Origin of the sequence: Neobacillus sp. GCM10023253, from assembly GCF_042653105.1 — a bacterium.
Lineage (GTDB): Bacteria > Bacillota > Bacilli > Bacillales > Cytobacillaceae > Neobacillus > Neobacillus citreus.
Window position 1 is genome coordinate 283,730 of record NZ_JBHSHV010000008.1, and the last position, 19,842, is coordinate 303,571.

A 19,842-nucleotide genomic window follows, 5' to 3' on the forward strand; every position below is an offset into this window, starting at 1 on the left:
CCATGGGAAACCCTGTTTTGTTTTTGGAGGAATCCTTCTATGTCTTTTGATTATATCGTCTCCATTCTTGGTCCGATGCTCGAAGGGGCCCAGATGACCATCCTGTTGTTTTTAATTGCCATTGTCGTATCTATTCCGCTTGGCTTTTTATTGACACTGGCTGTCAGAAGCCGCTTTAAGTCGCTATCCTGGCTTGCCCAAACCTATATTTATGTGATGCGCGGCACGCCGCTTTTGCTGCAGCTATTATTTATTTGTTTCGGTCTGCCGATGATTCCGGTTATCGGTGAATATTTGGTATTGGACCGCTTCGTTGCTGCTTGTTTAGGGTTTATCCTTAACTATGCCGCCTATTTTGCCGAGATCTTCCGCGGCGGGCTTCTGGCTATTGATAAAGGACAATATGAAGCGGCACAGGTGCTTGGCTTAAATAAGTTTCAAACGATGACACGTGTCATTTTACCGCAAATGTTCCGCATTGCTCTTCCGGCCGTAGCGAACGAATCAGTGACCTTGGTTAAAGATACCGCGCTGCTCTATGCCGTTGCTGTACCAGAATTGCTTCACTTTGCCGAAACTGCGGTAAACCGCGATTTTACTATTGTGCCTTTTCTTGTTGCCGGTATTATTTATTTAATCATGACGTTAATCTTAACCATGTTCTTTAAATGGATTGAAAAACGGTTCAATTTTGCATAGGAAAGGAGCGGTGAACTATGGCAATCATCGAAGTAAAGAATTTAAAAAAATCGTACGGCCATTTAGATGTTTTAAAACAAATTACCTTTGATGTGAATAAAAATGATGTGGTTGCAGTCATCGGCCCCTCTGGTTCTGGAAAAAGTACGATGCTTCGCAGCCTTGTATACCTCGAAACAATTGACGGCGGAGGCATCCGTGTTTCCGAAGATTATTTGGTGAAGGATGGCGTCTATTCTAGACCAGCCGAGATCAGGAATATTACCGCCAAGATGGGCATGGTCTTCCAGCACTTTAACCTTTTTCCACACTTAACGGTTAAGGAAAATCTGGAACTTGCGCCTAAATTGGTTAAAAAGCAACCATTAGCAGCCATTCAACGGCAAAGCAAAGAAATTCTTGAAAAAATTGGACTCTCTAGTCATGCCAATGCCTACCCATCCAACTTATCGGGGGGCCAAAAACAGCGGGTAGCCATCGCCCGGGCGCTGATGATGAATCCTGATATCTTGCTGTTTGATGAACCAACATCCGCCTTGGATCCAGAGTTAACAGGCGAGGTTCTACAAGTAATGAAAGATTTGGCTAAAGAACACATGACAATGATTGTCGTGACCCATGAAATGGGTTTTGCAAAAGAGGTAGCCAACCGTGTTATTTTTATGGATAACGGGGAGATTGTAGAATCCGGCCATCCAACTGAGCTCTTCGAAAACCCGCAGCATGAAAGGACGAAGGCTTTCTTGAACCGCAGTTTAAAATAATCAGGTATAGTTTCATGTAAAAGACAGGTGAACATTTTGTTTACCTGTCTTTTTATTTTTGAAAGCCAACCAATAACTTTAAAATCATTTATTTTAACGATAAATTTTGCAGAAATTATGGATTTTCACAAAAGTTTAAACAAAACTTGCAATGTTTTTCTGTTGTGATAAACATCACTACATTAAGCTATTTCAAAGAACTATCATGACAGTGAAAACGAAAGGAGAAATAGTAAATGAAGAGATTATTAGCTTTATTCTTTACTAGCATTTTAATGCTGTCTTTAGTTCTAACCGGCTGCGGGAAGGCTTCTGATAACGGAAACCAAAACACAAATAAGAAGACTGAAAATCCAACTTCGACTCAAGTAAGTCAATTTTTATTTACCGCAAATGAGGGTGGAAGTATTTCAAAAATCAGTGTTAAAGACCAAAATGTCGTCTCGACTATTAAAGTTGAGGGAGCTGTTCACAACATCCAGGTTTCACCAGATGGCAAAGTAGTGGCAGCTACAGTTGTTCCAAAAATGGCACATGGACATGATGACTCCATGGATATGAAAGGAAAAGCAATATTCATTGATCCCAAAAACGACAAGATTATTAAGGAAGTAGCTGTGGGAAACCACCCTGCCCATATAGTTTTTACTGAAAACGGAAAGTACGCCTTAGTGACTAACAATGAAGATAATAATGTTTCTGTTATTGACGCGAAAAAATATGAAGTTGTTCAAACAATTCCGACCGGTAAAGGCCCACATGGATTTAGAATAGCTCAGGATAGCCAATATGCCTATGTGGCAAATATGGGAGAAAACTCAGTTAGCGTCTTAAATCTTGAAAGCATGAAAGAGGAGAAAAAAATAAAGGTTGGCACAACTCCGGTTACAACTGGAATAACAAGTGATAACAAAACATTAGTGGTTACGTTGAATAAAGAAAATGCCCTTGCAATTGTCGATTTAGCTTCAGGAAATGTAGATAAAGTCAACGTCGGCAATGGACCGGCACAGGTTTACATTCAACAGAACAATCAATTTGCTTATGTTGCCAACCAAGGAACAGAAGACACCCCTTCTCATACACTTACAAAGGTCGATTTACAAACAAAACAAGCGGTTGCAACTATTGAAACAGGAAAAGGTTCACATGGAGTCGTAACCAGTCCAGATAATAAATTTACGTATGTAACAAATATGTTCGAAGATACTGTAAGTATCATTGACAATGCCCAAAATAGATTAGTCAAAACAATACAAGTCGGTAAAACCCCAAATGGAATAAGTATTACTCCCTAAAACAGCGTACAAGTAATATAAAAATGACGTGTGAATTTACCCACACGTCATTTTGCTGTTAAAACCAATTTTCGGACAATTGACCCCATTAATGACTCATTCGTCTCTATATTAAGACTTGCCAACTTAATATTTTTTATTGTCTCACGGTTAATATTTGCCCCCCAAAGCCTTACAGTTAAAGGATTTAATAAATCCATGACAAGTCCCGCCCATTTATTGTCGCTTTTCATATGTTCAATCATATAGATGCGGCCATCTGGTTTGCAAACTCTTTTTAGTTCTTGCAAGCCTTTAACCGGATCCGGTACTGAACAAAAAACACATGTTGCAACGATTGCATCAAACGTGTTGTCAGGAAAAGGGAGGTCCTGGATATCTCCTTCCACTAATTCTACTGGAAAATGAAACTTCATTTTTAATGATTTTTCTTTTGCAAACTTCAACATTCCTTGACTGAAATCTATACCAGTAAGAGAGTTGATAGAATTAGGATAATAAACCAGATTCCCTCCTGTCCCTACTCCAACTTCAAGAACATCCCCAGAGACGGTTGAAAGAAGGTCCTGTCTCCATTGCTCTTTAATCATTCGATCCATCATGTCATAAATTCGTGACACTCTGTTATACCGTTTTTTTATTATTTCATTAACACTCTTCCCCAAGTAAATCACCCCAATTTGAAAAAACAACGAAGGTATTCCTAGTTTTTCAACTTTTATAAGGACCAATAAGTTAATGTATCAAAAATTCCTAGCAGCAGCAAAATGATGCCAGCAGCCTTTTGAATGAATGCCCCGAACTTTCTCCCTTTTTTCATGATCACACCGCTTCCGCCAAGGTACCAAATGATTAAAATGATAATCCATAACGGAATGGCTGTCCCAAGGGCAAATACTGAAGGAAGAATAAATCCATATGGACTAGCCAACACGACAGGCATTAAGGTAACAAAAAACAGGATAAACATGGTCGGACAGAAGGCTAGAGAAAAACTAAACCCGAGCATAAAGGAACCGAAAGGATTTTCATGTTTGTACTCATTTTTCACTTTAAAAAGATTGATTGTTCCTTTAAATTTTATGAACCCCACCATAAATAACCCTACAAAGATTAATAAAGGACCCATAAGCTTGCGCAGCCATGGAAAAACATACGTCAGGTTTTGTTCAATTTCTTTTCCCAGCAGCCAGGCCAAAACACCTAATAGAGAAAAAGCGATTATTTTACCCAGAGTAAAAAAGAAAACATCCTTCCAGGCGATTTTCTGTTGAATCGAACGATTGCCGTAAAGGGTAATCGCACTAATATTTCCTGTCAGCTGGCAGGGGGCAAGAGCTCCTACTAATCCAAGAATTAAAGCAAAAATTATCGGCCATGATTCTAAACTATTGGCCATTTCAAAAAACGGCCGACTTAAAGTGGCACTTATTTGACTAAATAAATTGTACATGAAATCACCTTATAAACCATTTTTATAGAGACAGTCTAACATACAAAAGTGCATAATTTATGGAGATTAATTTAGAATTGCTATTTTTGTAAAAAACTTTATAATTTTCCTCTATTAATATGATATAAACTTTGTATACGAGGTGGTGGAAATATGAAAACAATTCTTCTTGTCGATGATGAAACTCGAATGCTTGACCTTTTGGGCCTTTACCTGACACCGAACGGCTACCGTTGCATTAAAGCAGAGTCTGGTAAACAGGGGTTAATTTTTTTGCAAAAGGAAAAAATCGACCTTGTTATTCTAGATGTGATGATGCCAGAGATGGACGGCTGGATGACTTGCCAAAAAATCCGGGAGTTTTCAGATGTCCCCATTATCATGGTAACGGCCCGAAGTGAAACAGCAGACGTAGTGAAAGGGTTAAAAAAAGGTGCAGATGATTACATTACCAAGCCTTTTCACGAAGCAGAACTTTTAGCCAGAGTGGAAGCACTTTTAAGAAGAAGTGGCCAATCCAAAGATAATCATTTAGTGTTTAAAGGGTTGGAATGGAAGGAAGATTCCGTTGAATTAAAATATCGAAACCAGGTCATATCCACCACACCAAAAGAATTTGCTCTAATTGGGCTGTTTTTAAGAAATCCTCAGAAAGTATTCTCTCGTGAGCATTTATTATCTGCCATTTGGGGCCTTGAAGCCAATATCGATGACCGGACGATTGATTCACATATTCGAAACCTCAGGGATAAATTGCGAAATGCCGGATTTCCGATTAATCAGCATCTTTTCACTGTCTGGGGAGTCGGCTATAAATGGGTTAATGAGGGAATGGATTCCCAACGGAGTAAAACATGAAAATTTCCGTTAAATACGCTTTATGGTTCTTTTTCTGCATATTGGTAATCGAAGTTTTTTCAATGGGATTTCTTCACAACAATTTAGTTCATTCACAAGTCGACCGGGAATTACATGCACTGCAGGCCAGAGGAAACAGTCACCGTGCTGTCTTAGAAATTAGTGCAGATCCCTCCACTCTACATCATATTGGGTTAATGGAATCCCATACGGATACAGAGGTCGTGATTACAGATACTAATGGAAGTGTTCTCGTTTCTTCTGGAAATATGGATAGCAATATCCAGGCGGTATTAAAAAAGCCAATCCTTGACCTTCCTCGAAATGGAAGTATCATAGAGGATGATTGGCAAAGGGAACCTTATATCGCAACTGTGACAGCTTTTAAAAGCAATGGAAATAAAGCGGGATATGTTTACATGTTCAAGAACACGGCTGAAGTTCAAAAACTTATCACACAATTGAATAAGCATTTTCTTTTGGCGTCTCTATTGATTCTCTTCTTTATTATGATTACGATTTTCTTTTTATCAAAGGTTTTAACGAAGCCGTTAATATCGATGACAGAAGCAACTAAGAAATTGAGCAAAGGGGATTTTTCCGTTACTCTTCCGACACCTTCAAAGGATGAATTAGGGGAACTGGCCCTATCGATTCAGACTTTAGCAAATGACCTAAATCACCTGAAAAAAGAACGAAATGAATTTTTGGCCAGTATCTCACACGAACTGCGGACGCCACTGACCTATATTAGCGGATACGCTGATATCGCTAGCAGACAGGGGCTGGACGAAAAGGACAGGGTCCAATACTTGAATATTATTCAGGAAGAATCCCAGCGTGTCAGCCAATTATTGAAGGAGTTATTTGACCTGGCGAAGTTAGACCAAAACGCATTTTCCATCATTAAGGAAAAAGTGGAATTATGCACATTTTTAAAATCTGTCCACGATAAAGTTCTGCCTGCCTTTAATAATAAGGGAAATCGATTATTCGTAGACTGTCCGAAAAGTTTGTCTGTAGAAATAGACCCAGTTCGGTTTGAACAAGTAATCTTAAACCTTCTCGATAACAGTCTTAAATACTCGAAAGAGGGAACGAAAACCTTTATCACAGTGCTGAAAGAAAACGAAACCATCCAGCTTAACATTCAGGATCAGGGAGTTGGCATACCTCAAGAAGACCTCCCTTATATTTTTGACCGCCTATATAGAGTCGAAAAATCCCGGTCGAGAACAACCGGTGGCTTTGGGCTGGGCCTTGCCATTGTAAAACAATTAGTGGAAGCACATGGCGGAGAAATTAAGGTTGAAAGTAAAGTGGGGCAGGGCACCAGCTTTATCATAAAATTAAGAAAATAAACAAAGGCAACAGGAAATTGTTACTCACCCTGCTGCCTTTTCCTGCTTTATTAACTTTTCTGCTTAATTTGCTACACGTTTCTTTTCATCTTTTTCAGACTTTTTATAACCATCAGCCCAGAAATCTGCATTCTTGATACCCAATTTAGTTGAATTGAACTCCGGATCCAGCCCTTGCTTCAGCTGTGCTTCATAATCCTTTAAAGCAATATGTGCTGGTTTGAATAATAAAAGAATTGCCAGCAAGTTCAACCATACCATGATTCCAAGTCCGATATCCCCCATGGCCCACGCTGTTGCTGCTGTTTTTACGGATCCATAGAAAGTGGCACCTAAGAGGACAATCTTTAAAACTGTCATAGATAATTTCCTATTTTTACCCTTTACTAAATATGCAAGATTTGTTTCTGCAATATAGTAGTAGGCAAAAATGGTTGTAAAAGCAAAGAAGAATAGAGCGATGGCAATAAATCCTGAACCTAATCCAGGCAGGATGGTGTCAACTGCCGCTTGTGTGTATGCAGGACCACTCTCCACTCCCTTGAGGTGCTCAACTAGGACTTTACCAGTCTTTTCATTAATGGTATTATACGAATTTGTAAATAGAATCATAAGTGCTGTCGATGTAACGACTAGGAATACATCAAGATAAATTGAAAATGCTTGTACAAGTCCTTGTTTTGCCGGGTGTGATACTTCTGCTGCCGCTGCAGGGTGGGCACCTGTACCTTGTCCTGCTTCATTCGCATATAGACCGCGTTTTACACCCCACATTATGGTCGAACCGAGAATTCCGCCAAACATTTCTTCTGCTCCGAAAGCACTCTTAAAAATAAGGGAAAATACTTCTGGAATTCTATCAAAATTAACCGCAATAATGGCAATAGCAAGCAATAAATATGCACCCGCCATAAACGGCACGACAAATTCTGCCACTCTAGCAATCCGCTTAACTCCGCCGAAAATAATAAGACCCATCAGGAACACAACTACTAAACCAGTGATCGTCCTGTCAATGCCAAATGCATTGCTGATGCCCTCTGCAATGGAGTTTGCCTGAATACCTGGCATCAATACAGCCATAGCAAGGAGAGTGGCAATCGCAAAAATAACCGCAAACCATTTCCATCCAAGGCCTTTTTCAATATAGAAGGCCGGACCGCCTCGATATTCTCCGTCTTGCTTTTCCTTATAGATTTGCGCAAGGGTGGACTCCACAAAAGCAGATGCTGCACCGATAAAGGTAATGACCCACATCCAAAATACGGAACCAGGTCCTCCGAATGCAATACCCGTTGCCGTTCCAGCAATGTTACCGACTCCTATACGGCCTGATAATGACATTGCCAATGCTTGAAAGGAAGATACCCCCTCATTGGAACTCTTACCAGAAGAGATTAAACGAATCATTTCTTTAAAATGACGAATTTGCAAAAATCCGGTACGGACACTAAAGTAGACTCCTACGGCTACGATAAAGACGATAAGTGGCGGGCTCCATAAATAATCTGTAATGCTTGTGACCAGTTTCTCAAACATAAAATTCCCCCTTTGTTATGTACTACAAATTTTTTCCCCCAAAGATGTTATATAACAAGGTGATAAAAAAATTATAAATTAATTGATGATAATATTTCAATAGAATATTTTTTCTATTTAGATTTTACTGAAATATCTTTATATATTGACTTTTGGGCTATTTTGGTTTATTTGAACCTTGCAAAAACCTTTCAAGATTAATTTGGACTAATTAAAATTTAATTTAACAAGATTACCTTCTTTATCCTCATACTTTCTTCATCCTCGGGGAATTTTATTAAGGGTTTCTTTAAAAAATCAATTTGCTGCTTTCATACTCTGCAAAGGAGTGGTCATCATTCATAACAATCCAGGTAACCTTATGAACAGGGACTCATTGAAATGGTTGCTGGCATCAACTTTCAAAGGAATCTCCCAAGTGATTTTAATCGAAAATGCAATCTCCGGCTTTATCATTCTGGCTGCCATAACCATCGCCTCCGTTTCTCTAGGAGCAGTCACGCTTTTGTCCGCTGTGATTGGAACATTAATCGGGAAAATTGGCGGGGCTGATGGGGAAAGCGTCAATCATGGGTTATATGGGTATAACTCTGTACTGACAGGCATGGCTCTTTCCTTATTTCTAAGCGGTGATGACCGTTTTTTCATTGCTTTGGTTGGTGCTGCCATTGCATCCGTTTTTACAGCAGCGATGATCCATTTCATGCGGCGAACGGGCATCCCCGTTCTCACCTTCCCGTTTATTGTCCTAACCTGGTTCTTGCTGCTCACTACTTACCGCCTGGTTTCATTTAAGATAAGCCCAAATCTCACCCCGCAATCTTTATCTAATTGGACGTTAAATATAAAAGGGGAGACAGATTGGCTTGATGGTGCAGTGAATGGAATTGGACAAATTTTTTTCCTTGATAACAATTTATCCGGGGTATTGCTTTTTATCGCAGTGTTTTGGGCAGGATGGAGATTGGGTGTTTACGCAATCATCGGGAATGCAGCGGCTTTGTTAACATCATACGGCCTTGGTGCAGAACATCATTTGATTTTTATGGGGCTTTACGGATACAATGCAATACTAACAATGATTGCTGTAGCCATTGTATTTAAAGAAAACGCCAAATATCCACTAATAACTGGTATTATCGCTGCTTGTTTAACCGTTCCCATTGCCGGCAGTGTTGTAACCTGGCTCTTACCATACGGACTTCCGGCATTGACCATGCCTTTCGTGTTATGCACATGGCTGTTTCTTGCTGCCAGAAAAGTCATGCCTAGATTTTAATAAAAGTTAAAAGGATGCCCTTTTTGGACATCCTTTTACCGTTACTCGAGATGCTCTTGCATCATATCATAGACCTGACTTTCAACAGCACTTAAATGCTCTTCCTCAATCTTTTGTTTAGGATGCGGCTGGTACCAATGGATTTTCTCATCTTTAACCATTCCCTTATACTCATGGCCATCAATACTTAGTGAGAAATGCGGGTGTTTCCGGACCGAATCCTCAAATAAATGATTGACTTCAAAATTTTCAAACATGCCCCTTAACCTCCTTTTTTCAATTAGAGTTTTTCCATAAACTTAAAGACGTATGCGGAGGTTACATCCAAAGGTTAAATAAACCATCGTTAACGCCTAAATTATACATATAGTAAAACCCAAACACAGTACTTACAGCGCCGGTCGTTACAATCAGGGCCCTGCTTGTAACCATTTGCTTCATACTCATAATAAACGGGATTCCTATAATCGTTGTAAAAATTAACATGCCAAGAACCGTTCCCAAGCCGAACACGATAATATATAATGCGCCCTCCCACACCGAATGAACCGTGCTCATTGTCAGAAGAACCATCGCCGCACTACCGGCAAGTCCATGAACAAATCCAATAAATAAAGATTTGTAATATCTGCCCCGCTTTGCAAACGGGGGATTATGTACGTGGCCATGTTCGTGGTTAGTCGTACGTTTTTTTCGAATCGATAACATCGCCGCAATACCTAAGTATACAAGCATAATTCCTACCAAAAATTCCAACGTCATTGACCATTTTTCCGGAATATCATTTTTCATTAAAATTAAAAAAATCCCAATAATAAATAGTGTGGCTGTATGCCCAATTCCCCAAAAAACGCCGGCAAGCGATGCATGCCAAAGCTTTTTGCTCTGGCTTGCAATCGTCGAAACTGCAATCACATGATCCGGCTCAATCGCATGCCTGATGCCCAAAATAAACCCTAACGTCAATACCGAAAAAAAGGTAACATCCATTTTCTTTCCTCCCCAAACTTACTTTTATCTATCTATTAAAAACCCGGCAGCCATTTTGGTTTACCGGGTTAACTATCAATATTTTCTAAGAAAGCTTGGTTTCCTGCTAAACCATTCCTGGCTAATCATCCGATGAATGTCCGAAAAAATTTTTTCAATCACCTGAGTGGAATTCGCAAACACGCGTAACGTAAATCCTGGGACCGGCAGTGAGGACAGTCCAACTTTATAATCATTTGTATTCATTTCAATTGCCAAATATAACTGGTCAAGCAAGGAACTGCCGGACTGCGTCCCAACCACAAGCATCGAGCCCAAGTGGGAATACCCCTCCATAAAACCGAGACCACGTAAATTTTGCTGGGATGGTTTTAATTTTATATGGTCGTAAACTACTAGTTCATCATCAATGTAGATCTCATTCAACAGTTGGATGGTTTCATAGCTGAAATGGTCTCCTTCCGGTGACCAGCCAGGGGTAATGATGTCCGAATAAAAAAAAGTGGCAGTTTTGTCCATCCGAATCACATTTTTTTGTTTATATTTCGCATTCTGATAAGCAATTAACGGATCAGGAATAAACTCAAGGTAGCTGCCTGCCTGAAGAGTAATCTCTGATTCCTGGTAGGCATGCCTTTTCGGTGTTTTATAAATCTTTGTGGCTCCTTGTGTGGTCAGCGTCATCCTGGCATTCTCACCGAGGGAAACCTTCATTTGATAGCGGTCGCCATCCAAATAGCCGCCGCCAGGATTTAATAAATAATAGCAGGCCTGACCGGAATTATCATGGTAAATAGGGCGCATTACTTTAAATGCGCCCTGAAAATACACATTTTTCGCAACAGTCTTTCCTTTCCGTTCCTCTGCTTCGAGATGAAGAACACCTGTCCAGTCCTTCATGGTTAGGCCAATCCTTTTAATAATGCATTTTCCTTTAACCAATCAATCACATTATCCAGCCCTGAATCATCTTTTAGATTGGTAAAGACAAATGGTTTGTCACCGCGGAAAACCTTTGTATCTGACTCCATGACGTCAAGCCTGGCTCCGACATGCGGGGCTAAATCGGTTTTGTTAATAATAAATAAATCCGATTTAATCATTCCTTGCCCGCCCTTGCGCGGAATTTTTTCTCCTTGAGCCACATCAATGATATAGATTGAGAAATCAACCAATTCCGGGCTGAAGGTTGCTGCTAGGTTATCCCCGCCGCTTTCCACAAAAATCAGCTCGACATCCGGGTGTTTTTCTTTTAGTTCGTTGATTGCCGCAAAATTCATTGATGCATCTTCACGAATGGCCGTATGCGGGCAGCCGCCGGTCTCCACGCCAATAATCCGGTCGGAAGGAAGTACGCCGTTTTGCATTAAAAATTTAGCATCTTCCTTTGTATAGATATCGTTTGTCACAACTGCCATGCTAATTTCATTATTCAATTTACGTGTTAATTTTTCCACTAACATCGTTTTTCCTGCCCCAACAGGGCCGCCTACACCGATTTTAATTGGATCCATAATGAAAACATCCTTTCTTTTTTTATGACATGAAAATTCGTATATTCACACGTTCATGCCTCATTTGGGATAATTCGATACCAGGTGAGACAATGCCAAAGTCCTCTTCATCCATCTGACCTATTTTTTCAACAGCTGCTATTAAAACAGGCTGAATATCATGAAGGATTCTCTGACCTGCCGTCTGCCCTAATGGAATCCCTCGTACGGCATTTTGAACAATGCTGGATACAACTGAATAAAGGTAAAATAAAACAGTTGTTGGTTTTGGTACACCCAGATAATGGGCTGCCATCGTAAAGACAATCGCAGGATGACCAAACGATTGCTTTGCGCTAATCCTTTTTCTGTAAAGAGGTAGAATAGGTGCATCATATAAAGACTGAACAAGCTCTAACATCCGCTCACCCATTCTTTGGCTGCCCTCCCGCGTTTCCCGCGGCAAATTTTGGACAGTCAATAATCGATCCAGCTTCCAGACTTTAGCAAGATCATCCTCTTCCAATGCCTGATATACAAGGAGACTTGCCAGCCCATCTGAATAGATGAGCTGCTCGTCAATATAAACCTGCAGCCATTGTGAAAAGGTTTCAGAATTATGAACCGTATTCTCTTGGATATAGCTTTCCAAACCGTAGGAATGACTAAAGGCTCCTGTTGGAAAATTGGAATCACAAAGCTGAAACAGTGCTAATAATTTACTCTCCATGACTATGACCAATATGGCGAAACGCCTGCTTCACTTTTCGATTTTCCCGTTTATAGGGAATCTCCAACTCCTTTAGCAGGTCTTCTACAAGGTAATCGTATTGCACCATCATCTCATCACCCTCAAATTGGGCTGGAAGGTGCCTATTACCCAATTGATGCGCGATGGTCCCCATTTCTTTCAAATTACGGGGACTAATGACGATTAAATCATCAGCGATTACGTCAACGACAATCATATTTTTTTCATCCAAAAACAACACATCTCCGGCCACAAGGTCACGTGGATCCTTCAGACGAATGCCGATTTCCCGGCCGTGGTCAGTTTTAACTCTCTGAACACGTTTCACGAGATGATCACTTTCGAGGTATACTTTTTCAATATGGCGTCTGAATATTTCTTCCTTTTCCATATTTTCAATATTGGTTTCAATTCGTTCAATTAACATGCCTTTTCACCTCAAAATAGGAAATATCTTTGGGCCATCGGTAATTTTTCAGCTGGCTCACATGTGATATGCTCCCCGTTCACTCTTACCTCATATGTTTGCGGGTCTACGGAAAGCTCAGGTGTTTCTGAATTAAGCTTCATGTCTTTTTTGGTTAGCTTTCGGATTCCGTGGACAGGCAGAATGACTTTTTCCAAGCCAAGCTTTTCGTGAACTTTACCTTCATAAGCTGCCTGAGACACAAACGTAATCGAGCTCTTCGCCAAGGCTTTTCCAGTGGCTGCATACATCGGCCGGCAAACTACCGGCTGCGGTGTTGGAATAGAAGCATTGGCATCCCCCATCATCCCCATTACAATGAAGCCGCTTTTTATTACCAATTCCGGTTTCACCCCGAAGAATGCGGGTGACCAAATGACAAGGTCAGCGATTTTCCCTACTTCAATCGACCCAACATAATCTGCAATCCCATGGGTAATCGCTGGGTTAATCGTATATTTTGCAATATAACGTTTGGCCCGGTTATTATCAGATAGTTTGCTGTCACCTTGCAAAGAGCCTCTTTGCAGTTTCATCTTATCGGCTACCTGCCAAGTCCGGGTGACCACCTCACCAACCCGCCCCATTGCTTGGGCATCGGAACTGGTCATGCTAAAAACCCCCATATCCTGCAGGATATCTTCAGCAGCAATCGTTTCCTTTCTAATCCTGGAATCGGCAAAGGCAATATCTTCCGGTACGGAAGGATTCAAATGGTGGCAAACCATCAGCATGTCAAGATGCTCATCAATTGTATTGATGGTATATGGAAGCGTCGGATTTGTGGAGGACGGCAGGACATTCATAAAGCTTGCTGATTTAATCAAATCAGGTGCATGCCCGCCTCCGGCGCCTTCCGTATGATACATGTGAATGACCCGGTCTTTAATCGCCGCCATCGTATTTTCAACAAAACCAGCTTCATTTAAGGTGTCTGCGTGAAGTGCCACTTGCACATCATATTGATCCGCTACCTGCAAAGCATGGTCAAGGGCTGAAGGTGTAGCACCCCAGTCTTCGTGAACCTTAAGTCCAATCACACCGGCCCGTACTTGTTCAGCCAGCGGTTCTTCGGTTGCCGCTTGGCCTTTTCCGGTCAAACCAACATTGATCGGCAGGCCCTCGACTGCCTCAAGCATGCGATGGATATTCCATTCCCCCGGTGTAACCGTTGTCGCCCTTGAACCTGCAGATGGACCTGTGCCACCGCCAATTAAAGTAGTAAGCCCCGCTGAAAGGGCAACAGGCACTTGTTCCGGATTAATAAAATGGACGTGTGTGTCAATGCCGCCTGCTGTCACAATCATTCCTTCACCGGCAATGATTTCAGTGGAAGCCCCGATTACGATATCTACCCCATCCATCACCAGCGGATTTCCCGCTTTTCCGATTCCGGAAATTTTCCCGTCACGAATCGCTAGATCTGCTTTAAAAATTCCGGTGTAATCTAATATAACTGCATTAGTTATCACGACATCAGGTATCCCATCACCGCGGGTAACAAGCGGATGCTGTCCCATTCCATCGCGGATGACCTTTCCGCCCCCAAAGACAACCTCTTCACCATAGGTGGTATAATCCTTTTCAATTTGGATGATTAAATTGGTATCCGCTAGACGAATCGAATCTCCAGTAGTTGGCCCAAACATCTGGGCATATTGCTTGCGCGGCATTTCAAAACTCATTTTCCACACCCACTTTCAACAGACCCATCGGTTTTATTATTAAATCCATAAACCTTTTGTTCCCCTCCAAAGCAAACCAATTCCACTTCTTTTTCATCACCAGGTTCGAAACGAACTGCTGCCCCGGCAGGAATATTTAGCCGTTTTCCAAAAGCGTCCTCCCTATTAAACTTCAGGGCTTCATTTACTTCAAAGAAATGATAGTGTGAACCGATTTGGACCGGCCGGTCTCCTGTATTAGTTACTCTGACCCTATGTATTTCACGGCCCTCATTGCAGATGATTGGTTCCTCTTTTAAAAATAACTGACCTGGTTCCCATTCCATTTGGTTATCCCTCCTGCTGCTTCTTATCGAATTGGATCATGAACAGTCACAAGTTTTGTTCCGTCAGGGAAAGTAGCTTCTACCTGAATGTCGTCAATCATATCCGGAATTCCTTCCATGACATCATCACGCGTTAAGATGGTAGCCCCATATTTCATTAATTCCGCTACCGTCTTTCCGTCTCTTGCCCCCTCTAACACTTCATAGGTAATTAAGGCCACTGCTTCGGGATAGTTTAACTTCAATCCTCTTTCCCGTCTTCGTCTAGCAAGATCAGCGGCTACCACAATCATAAGCTTGTCTAACTCACGCGGTACTAGTAACACTGCCCAGCCTCCTTTAATAGTTGTCATTTTTGTAAAAATTAACCACCTTCAATAGATTATCCATATCGATTTCATTTAAACAGCACATGAAATGTTTTTTTGGAAATACTAAGAATTAGTATTTTGTTTAAAAAGGTTGACCTAGAATTTTTTAAGTCGTATAATACAAACGAAAGTTTATACGATAAACAAAAGTTCAAAACAATTAAATACAACTTAGGGAGGCACACAAAATGAAAAAACGTAAAATTGGTATGGCACTATCACTTGTTCTTGCAGCAGGCACGCTCTTGGGTGCATGTGGAAAAAGTAACGATAACGAGAACACTGGCGGCGGCAAAAAGGACACATTTTCTGTTGGTATGGTGACTGACATCGGTGGTGTCGATGATAAATCCTTTAACCAATCTTCTTGGGAAGGCCTGCAAGCATTCGGTAAGGAAAATGGCTTGAAAAAGGGCAGAGGCGGGTATGATTACCTTGCTTCCAAATCGGATGCCGATTATACGACAAACTTAAACAGACTTGTTCGCGAAAAATTTGACTTAGTTTATGCGATTGGCTTCTTAATGCCGTCTGCAGTTGAAGAAATTGCAAAGCAACAAAAAGATTCTAAATTTGCCATCGTCGATGCTGAAGTAAAACTTCCAAACGTGGCGAGCATTCTTTTTAAAGAGCAGGAAGCAGGATTTCTTGCAGGAATAGCAGCAGCAAAAACAACAACATCTAACCATATCGGATTTATTGGCGGAATGGAAATTCCCGTTATTGAGCGCTTCGAATCTGGTTTCTTAGCTGGAGTTAAAGCTGTTAAACCGGAGGTACAAGTCGATGTTCAATATGCAGGTGCATTTGATAAAGCTGAGGTTGGACAAGCAATCGCTTCTAAAATGTATTCTTCAGGAGCGGACGTCATCTTCCACGCTGCAGGTGCAACAGGGGTTGGACTATTCAAGGAAGCTAATGACAGAAAGGCAAAAAATCCGGACAAAGCAATTTGGGCTATTGGTGTTGACCGTGACCAATCTGACATGGGTCAAGATGTGGTCCTTACCTCTGCTCTAAAACGTGTGGATGTAGCAGTTAAAGACCTTGCCACTAAAACAAAAGACGGTAATTTCCCTGGTGGTAAAGTTGCGCTGTACGGTTTAGCCGAAGATGGTGTCGGATTAGCACCAATCAATCAAAAGGCAGCAAACAAAGCCGATATTGATGCAACCGTTAAAGACTGGATTGAGAAAATCAAATCAGGTGCTGTAAAGGTTCCTGAAACACGTGATGAATTAAAGACATTTAATCCAAAACAATAATAGCACTGATTAAGGCAATTTTAGATTAGTGTAATTTATGGGGTGAGTTTATGCCTGAAAAACTGACTGAGAAAGAACAATTGATTCTCGATTTAATCCGGAAAAACCCCTATATTTCGCAGCAAGAGCTTGCGCAAAATTTAGAATTGTCTCGGCCTTCGATTGCTAACATGATTTCTGGGCTGATTAAAAAAGGCCATATTTTAGGTAGGGCCTATATTCTAAGTGAATCACAGCATGTCATTTGCATTGGCGGAGCGAATATTGACCGTAAATTTCATATTAAAGGGCAGGCACAGCTGGGTACTTCTAATCCTAGCTATGTCACCCAGAATGCCGGCGGGGTTGCCCGGAATATCGCTGAAAACTTGGGTCGCCTAGGGCTGGAGGTTTCACTTATATCTGCTGCCGGTGCTGATAAGGACTGGACCATTATTGAGGATTCATCAGCGTCATACATGAATTTAGAGACTGTCTCCAAATTCCAAGAAAAAGCAACCGGCTCCTACACAGCAGTCTTGGACTCCAACGGTGAATTAGTCATTGCGCTTGCGGATATGGATGTATATGAAGCCATTACACCTGAATTACTGCGGAAGCATGAGGGATTTTTTACACAATCAAAATGTATCATCGTCGATTTAAATTGCCCAAAAGAAACGGTCCAATATTTGTGTCATTTTGCCAAAAGCCATAACCTACCGATCGTCTTAATACCTGTTTCATCACCAAAGATGAACCGTTTGCCAGATGAACTTGATGGTGTAACATGGCTCATTACGAATCGGGATGAATCGGAAACCTATTTTCAGCATGAAATCAAAAATGATTCAGATTGGGAAAACGCCGTGGAAAAATGGCTGTCTTTGGGGATTTCCAATGTGGTCATAACTAATGGAAAAGAAGGCTCCATGGTTGGGAATAACGAGGAAGGCATTTTCCATGTACCCCCTATTGAAGCGAAGGAAATCGTCGATGTAACCGGGGCAGGAGATGCTTTTTCTTCAGCTGTTATTTACTCTTGGCTAGAAGGTAGGACATTATTGGAAATTGCTAAGGCTGGAAGTATCAATGCATCGAAAACCTTACAATCACCATATACGGTTCGACAGGATTTATCTGCAGAACAACTATTAAAAGACATGGGGGAATAAGTCATGAAAGAATATATTACATTATCTGAAGAAGTACGTACCGCAAAGGAACAAGGAAAACCAATCGTTGCCCTAGAATCTACGATCATTTCTCATGGCATGCCTTATCCGCAGAACGTGCAAACCGCCCGTGAAGTGGAGCAAATCATCCGTGACAATGGAGCCGTTCCAGCTACAATTGCTATCATTGATGGAAAAATTAAAATCGGATTATCGGATGAAGAGTTAGAAATGTTCGGGAAAAGTTCCGGAGTAGCAAAAGCATCAAGACGCGACCTAGCTTATTTGCTTGCGACTAAAAAACTTGGCGCAACTACAGTAGCAGCAACGATGATTTGTGCTGAATTGGCCGATATTCATATCTTCGTGACCGGCGGTATTGGCGGGGTTCACCGCGGTGCCGAAACTACCATGGATATTTCAGCAGACTTAGAGGAGCTTGGGCAAACGAACGTGGCTGTCATTTGTGCAGGTGCCAAATCGATTCTCGATTTAGGATTAACGATGGAATATTTAGAAACAAAAGGCGTACCAGTTATCGGTTATCAAACTGATGTCCTCCCTGCATTCTACACACGCACGAGTGAGTTTTCATTAAACTTGCGTGCCGATGATGTCGCTGAAATCGCCTCTACCTTAAAAGTGAAATGGGATTTAAACCTTAAAGGCGGCGCAGTCATTGCCAACCCTATTCCTGAAGAACATGCCATGGAAGAGGAATTTATTAATGGCGTCATCGAAACAGCATTGAATGAGGCGGCAGAACGCCACATCATCGGTAAAGATGTGACACCATTCATGCTCGGCAAGGTGAAAGAACTGACAGAAGGAAAAAGTTTGGACGCCAACATTGCTTTAGTGAAAAATAATGCCGTTGTTGGGGCAAAAATCGCTGTAAGCTTTAATGCGATGAAATAATGTTTGCACTTTAAAAGGAGCCGTGGCGGCTCCTTTTTTAGCTAATAGGAAATTCAACTACGCCTCTGTCTTCGTCCTTACAGACTCGCCAATCGGCGAGTTTTCATTTAATTACACGTACCATGCGGACTCGGACAGCCGATTGCTTCTTTTTCGACTTGGATTGTGCTGTGTTCAATATGAAAATCATCATGGAGAATTTTCTGCGATTGGGCAAGAATTTCATCATGAACCCCGTCATCATAAATGGTGACATGGCAACTCAACACCGGGTACCCGGAGGTAATAGTCCAAATATGGAGGTCATGGACTTCTTTTACATACTGAATTTTTCCGAGAGCCTCTTTCACCTGATTTATATCAATTTGTGTCGGCGCCCCTTCCATTAATATATGGAAAGAATCCTTCGTGACCCGAAACCCGCTGATTAGAATCAGCACAGCAACAATCACACTGGCAATCGGGTCGGCGATGCCCCAGCCAAGGAACATGATGAGCAATGCCGCTATAATGGCTCCAACAGATCCTAGCATATCGCCAAGAACGTGGAGGAATGCGCTGCGGACGTTCAAATTTTCATCCTTGTCACCTTTCATTAAAATCCAGGCAGCAATAATGTTCACGATTAGACCTGTGACGGATATGATCAGCATCCCTGTGCTTTGGATCTCCGGAGGATTGAAAAAGCGATGGAAGGCTTCGTAAAAAATATAAATCGAAATTAGAATCAATGTTAAGCCGTTTAATGCAGCCGCAATAATTTCAAATCGTTTATAGCCATACGTTTTTTCCTGAGAAACTGCCTTTTCTCCAAGCTTAATTGCACAAAAGCTCAACCCTAGTGCAGCGGCGTCGCTGAGCATATGACCCGCGTCAGAAAGCAGCGCTAAGCTGTTGGTTAAAAGCCCGCCGATGACTTCCACAACCATGAAAGCCGCTATTAAAATAAAGGAACTTAATAACGCTTTTTTATTGCTTGTATGTGAATGACCATGCGAGTGGCCATGACCGTGTCCATGATGGTGATGATGATGGTGACCCATGTTTATCCCCCCATTAGCCTTTTTGATACTAGCCTGCGATTTCTCTTTTTCTAAAACGAAAATATTACGATTACGGTTAGTTTTTTCTGATCTTGATTTTTCGATACATACTAGAATATATCTACGTAT

Annotated in this window: 22 protein-coding genes; 9 read left to right on the forward strand and 13 right to left on the reverse strand. The window is 41.3% G+C overall.

Translation table 11 applies throughout. From position 1 onward, the window contains the following. Positions 1 to 39 precede the first annotated feature (39 nt). From ACFPA1_RS12025 to ACFPA1_RS12035, 3 genes are all read left to right on the forward strand, one after another. Positions 40 to 699, forward strand: a complete 660-nt coding sequence (locus tag ACFPA1_RS12025; RefSeq protein ID WP_213144180.1) for an amino acid ABC transporter permease — start codon at positions 40 to 42, stop codon at positions 697 to 699. A 17-nt stretch (positions 700 to 716) separates the two neighbouring features. Continuing rightward, the gene (locus tag ACFPA1_RS12030) at positions 717 to 1,463 is read left to right on the forward strand and encodes an amino acid ABC transporter ATP-binding protein (protein WP_378583141.1); all 747 of its coding nucleotides are present in this window, start codon (positions 717 to 719) and stop codon (positions 1,461 to 1,463) included. Positions 1,464 to 1,699: 236 nt separating this feature from the next. After that, entirely contained in the window at positions 1,700 to 2,761 is a 1,062-nt protein-coding gene (locus ACFPA1_RS12035; protein WP_378583144.1) for a YncE family protein, read from the forward strand. Positions 2,762 to 2,808: 47 nt separating this feature from the next. On the opposite strand, the gene ACFPA1_RS12040 is transcribed toward ACFPA1_RS12035, so the two are convergent. Both ACFPA1_RS12040 and ACFPA1_RS12045 read right to left on the reverse strand, forming a co-directional pair. Beyond that, positions 2,809 to 3,435, reverse strand: coding sequence for a class I SAM-dependent methyltransferase (locus tag ACFPA1_RS12040; protein WP_378583443.1), 627 nt, complete (start codon positions 3,433 to 3,435; stop codon positions 2,809 to 2,811). A gap of 44 nt (positions 3,436 to 3,479) precedes the next feature. After that, on the reverse strand, positions 3,480 to 4,214 hold the full coding sequence (locus ACFPA1_RS12045) for a sulfite exporter TauE/SafE family protein (protein ID WP_378583146.1): 735 nt from the start codon (positions 4,212 to 4,214) through the stop codon (positions 3,480 to 3,482). Positions 4,215 to 4,367: 153 nt separating this feature from the next. Between ACFPA1_RS12045 and ACFPA1_RS12050 the strand changes: the two genes are divergently transcribed. Beyond that, positions 4,368 to 5,072, forward strand: a complete 705-nt coding sequence (locus ACFPA1_RS12050) for a response regulator transcription factor (RefSeq protein WP_378583148.1) — start codon at positions 4,368 to 4,370, stop codon at positions 5,070 to 5,072. Then, positions 5,069 to 6,433 carry a sensor histidine kinase gene (locus ACFPA1_RS12055; protein WP_378583151.1) on the forward strand — a complete coding sequence of 455 codons (1,365 nt, stop codon included), beginning with the start codon at positions 5,069 to 5,071 and terminating at the stop codon, positions 6,431 to 6,433. The genes ACFPA1_RS12050 and ACFPA1_RS12055 overlap by 4 nt, the downstream gene beginning before the upstream one ends. Positions 6,434 to 6,496: 63 nt before the next feature. On the opposite strand, the gene ACFPA1_RS12060 is transcribed toward ACFPA1_RS12055, so the two are convergent. Then, positions 6,497 to 7,972, reverse strand: coding sequence for an alanine/glycine:cation symporter family protein (locus ACFPA1_RS12060; RefSeq protein ID WP_213144176.1), 1,476 nt, complete (start codon positions 7,970 to 7,972; stop codon positions 6,497 to 6,499). A 361-nt stretch (positions 7,973 to 8,333) separates the two neighbouring features. Here ACFPA1_RS12060 and ACFPA1_RS12065 point away from each other — a divergent pair, with 361 nt between their 5' ends. Further along, positions 8,334 to 9,251 carry an urea transporter gene (locus tag ACFPA1_RS12065; protein ID WP_378583154.1) on the forward strand — a complete coding sequence of 306 codons (918 nt, stop codon included), beginning with the start codon at positions 8,334 to 8,336 and terminating at the stop codon, positions 9,249 to 9,251. Positions 9,252 to 9,292: 41 nt separating this feature from the next. On the opposite strand, the gene ACFPA1_RS12070 is transcribed toward ACFPA1_RS12065, so the two are convergent. From ACFPA1_RS12070 to ACFPA1_RS12110, 9 genes are all read right to left on the reverse strand, one after another. Beyond that, positions 9,293 to 9,508, reverse strand: a complete 216-nt coding sequence (locus ACFPA1_RS12070; protein WP_378583157.1) for a hypothetical protein — start codon at positions 9,506 to 9,508, stop codon at positions 9,293 to 9,295. Between the two features lie 61 nt (positions 9,509 to 9,569). Continuing rightward, a complete protein-coding gene (locus ACFPA1_RS12075; RefSeq protein ID WP_378583160.1) occupies positions 9,570 to 10,241 on the reverse strand; it encodes a sulfite exporter TauE/SafE family protein in 672 nt (223 codons plus the stop codon). 75 nt (positions 10,242 to 10,316) lie between these two features. Then, positions 10,317 to 11,141, reverse strand: coding sequence for an urease accessory protein UreD (locus ACFPA1_RS12080; RefSeq protein WP_378583163.1), 825 nt, complete (start codon positions 11,139 to 11,141; stop codon positions 10,317 to 10,319). A 2-nt stretch (positions 11,142 to 11,143) separates the two neighbouring features. Further along, a complete protein-coding gene (gene ureG / locus ACFPA1_RS12085; protein ID WP_213144171.1) occupies positions 11,144 to 11,755 on the reverse strand; it encodes an urease accessory protein UreG in 612 nt (203 codons plus the stop codon). A gap of 22 nt (positions 11,756 to 11,777) precedes the next feature. After that, a complete protein-coding gene (locus tag ACFPA1_RS12090) occupies positions 11,778 to 12,464 on the reverse strand; it encodes an urease accessory protein UreF (RefSeq protein WP_378583445.1) in 687 nt (228 codons plus the stop codon). Then, positions 12,454 to 12,912, reverse strand: coding sequence for an urease accessory protein UreE (gene ureE, locus ACFPA1_RS12095; RefSeq protein ID WP_378583165.1), 459 nt, complete (start codon positions 12,910 to 12,912; stop codon positions 12,454 to 12,456). Before ureE ends, ACFPA1_RS12090 begins: the two co-directional genes overlap by 11 nt. Before the next feature lie 11 nt (positions 12,913 to 12,923). Continuing rightward, positions 12,924 to 14,636 carry an urease subunit alpha gene (gene ureC / locus ACFPA1_RS12100; RefSeq protein ID WP_378583168.1) on the reverse strand — a complete coding sequence of 571 codons (1,713 nt, stop codon included), beginning with the start codon at positions 14,634 to 14,636 and terminating at the stop codon, positions 12,924 to 12,926. Then, a complete protein-coding gene (gene ureB / locus ACFPA1_RS12105; RefSeq protein ID WP_378583170.1) occupies positions 14,633 to 14,962 on the reverse strand; it encodes an urease subunit beta in 330 nt (109 codons plus the stop codon). Before ureB ends, ureC begins: the two co-directional genes overlap by 4 nt. 23 nt (positions 14,963 to 14,985) lie before the next feature. Then, a complete protein-coding gene (locus ACFPA1_RS12110) occupies positions 14,986 to 15,288 on the reverse strand; it encodes an urease subunit gamma (RefSeq protein WP_378583173.1) in 303 nt (100 codons plus the stop codon). Between the two features lie 233 nt (positions 15,289 to 15,521). Between ACFPA1_RS12110 and ACFPA1_RS12115 the strand changes: the two genes are divergently transcribed. From ACFPA1_RS12115 to ACFPA1_RS12125, 3 genes are read left to right on the forward strand one after another with little or no spacing between them, the layout of a single operon-like run. Further along, positions 15,522 to 16,598, forward strand: a complete 1,077-nt coding sequence (locus tag ACFPA1_RS12115; RefSeq protein ID WP_378583174.1) for a BMP family lipoprotein — start codon at positions 15,522 to 15,524, stop codon at positions 16,596 to 16,598. A 50-nt stretch (positions 16,599 to 16,648) separates the two neighbouring features. Further along, entirely contained in the window at positions 16,649 to 17,752 is a 1,104-nt protein-coding gene (locus tag ACFPA1_RS12120; protein ID WP_378583177.1) for a PfkB family carbohydrate kinase, read from the forward strand. Positions 17,753 to 17,755: 3 nt separating this feature from the next. Then, positions 17,756 to 18,670, forward strand: a complete 915-nt coding sequence (locus ACFPA1_RS12125) for a pseudouridine-5'-phosphate glycosidase (protein WP_378583180.1) — start codon at positions 17,756 to 17,758, stop codon at positions 18,668 to 18,670. 107 nt (positions 18,671 to 18,777) lie between these two features. On the opposite strand, the gene ACFPA1_RS12130 is transcribed toward ACFPA1_RS12125, so the two are convergent. After that, complete coding sequence (locus ACFPA1_RS12130; protein WP_378583182.1) at positions 18,778 to 19,713, reverse strand: cation diffusion facilitator family transporter; 936 nt, start codon at positions 19,711 to 19,713, stop codon at positions 18,778 to 18,780. Positions 19,714 to 19,842: the final 129 nt, after the last annotated feature.

Bases quoted from the DNA above. Each gene is read 5' to 3' on its own strand.
- ACFPA1_RS12025 (WP_213144180.1), top strand. From the start codon at position 40: ATGTCTTTTGATTATATCGTCTCCATTCTTGGTCCGATGCTCGAAGGG.
- ACFPA1_RS12030 (WP_378583141.1), top strand. From the start codon at position 717: ATGGCAATCATCGAAGTAAAGAATTTAAAAAAATCGTACGGCCATTTA.
- ACFPA1_RS12035 (WP_378583144.1), top strand. From the start codon at position 1,700: ATGAAGAGATTATTAGCTTTATTCTTTACTAGCATTTTAATGCTGTCT.
- ACFPA1_RS12045 (WP_378583146.1), bottom strand. From the start codon at position 4,214: ATGTACAATTTATTTAGTCAAATAAGTGCCACTTTAAGTCGGCCGTTT.
- ACFPA1_RS12050 (WP_378583148.1), top strand. From the start codon at position 4,368: ATGAAAACAATTCTTCTTGTCGATGATGAAACTCGAATGCTTGACCTT.
- ACFPA1_RS12055 (WP_378583151.1), top strand. From the start codon at position 5,069: ATGAAAATTTCCGTTAAATACGCTTTATGGTTCTTTTTCTGCATATTG.
- ACFPA1_RS12060 (WP_213144176.1), bottom strand. From the start codon at position 7,972: ATGTTTGAGAAACTGGTCACAAGCATTACAGATTATTTATGGAGCCCG.
- ACFPA1_RS12065 (WP_378583154.1), top strand. From the start codon at position 8,334: ATGAACAGGGACTCATTGAAATGGTTGCTGGCATCAACTTTCAAAGGA.
- ACFPA1_RS12070 (WP_378583157.1), bottom strand. From the start codon at position 9,508: ATGTTTGAAAATTTTGAAGTCAATCATTTATTTGAGGATTCGGTCCGG.
- ACFPA1_RS12075 (WP_378583160.1), bottom strand. From the start codon at position 10,241: ATGGATGTTACCTTTTTTTCGGTATTGACGTTAGGGTTTATTTTGGGC.
- ACFPA1_RS12080 (WP_378583163.1), bottom strand. From the start codon at position 11,141: ATGAAGGACTGGACAGGTGTTCTTCATCTCGAAGCAGAGGAACGGAAA.
- ureG (WP_213144171.1), bottom strand. From the start codon at position 11,755: ATGGATCCAATTAAAATCGGTGTAGGCGGCCCTGTTGGGGCAGGAAAA.
- ACFPA1_RS12090 (WP_378583445.1), bottom strand. From the start codon at position 12,464: ATGGAGAGTAAATTATTAGCACTGTTTCAGCTTTGTGATTCCAATTTT.
- ureE (WP_378583165.1), bottom strand. From the start codon at position 12,912: ATGTTAATTGAACGAATTGAAACCAATATTGAAAATATGGAAAAGGAA.
- ureC (WP_378583168.1), bottom strand. From the start codon at position 14,636: ATGAGTTTTGAAATGCCGCGCAAGCAATATGCCCAGATGTTTGGGCCA.
- ureB (WP_378583170.1), bottom strand. From the start codon at position 14,962: ATGGAATGGGAACCAGGTCAGTTATTTTTAAAAGAGGAACCAATCATC.
- ACFPA1_RS12115 (WP_378583174.1), top strand. From the start codon at position 15,522: ATGAAAAAACGTAAAATTGGTATGGCACTATCACTTGTTCTTGCAGCA.
- ACFPA1_RS12120 (WP_378583177.1), top strand. From the start codon at position 16,649: ATGCCTGAAAAACTGACTGAGAAAGAACAATTGATTCTCGATTTAATC.
- ACFPA1_RS12125 (WP_378583180.1), top strand. From the start codon at position 17,756: ATGAAAGAATATATTACATTATCTGAAGAAGTACGTACCGCAAAGGAA.
- ACFPA1_RS12130 (WP_378583182.1), bottom strand. From the start codon at position 19,713: ATGGGTCACCATCATCATCACCATCATGGACACGGTCATGGCCACTCG.